3 protein-coding genes are annotated in these 1579 nt (G+C 40.9%); 1 reads left to right on the top strand and 2 read right to left on the bottom strand.

Annotated elements, in window-relative coordinates; translation table 11 throughout:
* A partial coding sequence (locus A3GA_RS12360; RefSeq protein ID WP_208854090.1) for a hypothetical protein occupies positions 1–193 on the top strand: 193 nt, incomplete at its 5' end.
* Here the strand turns inward: A3GA_RS12360 and A3GA_RS0111045 are convergent.
* Together A3GA_RS0111045 and A3GA_RS0111040 are read right to left on the bottom strand one after the other, a co-directional pair.
* A complete protein-coding gene (locus tag A3GA_RS0111045) occupies positions 190–903 on the bottom strand; it encodes a hypothetical protein (RefSeq protein WP_018027464.1) in 714 nt (237 codons plus the stop codon). The genes A3GA_RS12360 and A3GA_RS0111045 overlap by 4 nt on opposite strands.
* On the bottom strand, positions 875–1105 hold the full coding sequence (locus tag A3GA_RS0111040) for a hypothetical protein (RefSeq protein WP_018027463.1): 231 nt from the start codon (positions 1103–1105) through the stop codon (positions 875–877). Before A3GA_RS0111040 ends, A3GA_RS0111045 begins: the two co-directional genes overlap by 29 nt.
* Positions 1106–1579: the final 474 nt, after the last annotated feature.

Raw genomic sequence — 1579 nt, 5'->3', positions numbered from 1 at the left:
CCCTTGCCATTCGGATTATCTTCCCCTTAGTCAGGGTGATACAGGTCTCTTGCAACCTGTCGGGTTTGCCAACCTCGCTGGGCAAACACAAAAAAACCGCCTAGTTTTTAAACTGGCGGTTTTGATTTGTGAAAAGATGAAGCTGTTATCGTTCTATATCTTGTTCAGGTTGATTTTGAGGTTAACTGATTAACGCTCTAAATCTTCTTCTAAACTATCTCTCTCCAATTCATTATCTAGAATCCAATGAGAAACTTTAATTGCTTGTTCTTTGACATGCTCCCAACTTTTCCATTCATCTGAGATTGATTTGTACTCTGATAAGTCAACATCATCCAAGTCATATGGTAAGGGGTTGGCTAGTTGTGCCATTAATTGTTGTAATACGATTTTGTCATCACTTTCATAGAGAATATTCATTGGAGCAAGTGCCTTTTGAGTTTCTGACTGTCCTAGGTATTTTGAAAGAGCTGCGAAGTCTAGGTAATCTCTAGTAGCATTTCTCTTTAAGATTAGAATCCCCTTGATTCGTAGCATTTCATGAGGGGTAGGCAGAGTAATCTTATTACCCTTCAATAAAAGCTCCTGCTTTTCTAAAGGTGCTTGGCGTATCAATTGTCTGACACCTGTCTCAATGCCATCTAAACTCCCTAAGATTAAAACTGGCCGTTTCAATCTGGCCGTTTTCCATCCAGCTACACTTTCCAACTGTTCAAGCACCTCATCAAAATGAGTTTTTAAATCAGTCAGTATATGGTCTGCATCAGAAGAGAGCCTATGTCCTGCATAGATAACACTCGCTGTTCCACCCACTAATACAGCCTCGGGTAGAATTTCTTGCAAATGCGCAGAAGCTGAGAGAACTTGCTCCCAATCAGGCATTTGATTCTTTTGCTTTGGCATAGGAACTCCAAAAATGATAACGTTGTTCGTAAGGATCGCTTAAACGATGTTCACTGACTTTTTTTATTTTTGAAATTATGGTTGATGGATTTTTTTTTAACTCTAAACCTAATGCAATCCAATCATTACCATCACCACGAGAAATAATGTCATCAATAGCGGCTAAGGTGAAGTCTTCATGGTTTAAATGGCGGTGTTTCATAATAAAACTCCTTTGCTTTAATCAATACTCTTATTTTATCAAAGAGTACTTACCAAAGCAGACTGGATCATATATAGCGTCCAGTCTATTTTCTGCCGTCTGTTCCAGCCGGTCAGCTTGATTATTAACGTTTCACTAGTCGTTCCCTCTGTGTCCTGTCTTCTATGTGTAGAGAAGCAGGGAGGCCTAGTCATTTCGTCACGTGATTATCTTAGATAGTTACCTCTACAGCACTATCTTGTCCACCATCACAACAAGCGCATTTCGGTGGGGTGATTGCGTAGTCACCTGGTCGAAGCGGACTCTTAATCGGCTCGATGCGTTGCACCACCTTTAAGCCCCGTGAACCTACCCCATTCTTAATACAACTGTTTTAAATATCGAGTAGGGTGAGGTTTGCACCTCATCCCTCTCACAGAACCGTACGTACGGACCTCGTATACGGCTCATGCACATTACCATTTAGCATATGCG

Source organism: Oligella urethralis DSM 7531 (assembly GCF_000372065.1).
Lineage (GTDB): Bacteria > Pseudomonadota > Gammaproteobacteria > Burkholderiales > Burkholderiaceae_B > Oligella > Oligella urethralis.
The sequence above is the reverse complement of the archived record's forward strand: the minus strand, read 5'-3'. Positions and strand labels throughout refer to the sequence as shown.

What these genes read in the sequence shown, in the direction of transcription:
- A3GA_RS0111040 (WP_018027463.1), bottom strand. Translation starts at nt 1,105, where the DNA reads ATGAAACACCGCCATTTAAACCATGAAGACTTCACCTTAGCCGCTATT.
- A3GA_RS0111045 (WP_018027464.1), bottom strand. Translation starts at nt 903, where the DNA reads ATGCCAAAGCAAAAGAATCAAATGCCTGATTGGGAGCAAGTTCTCTCA.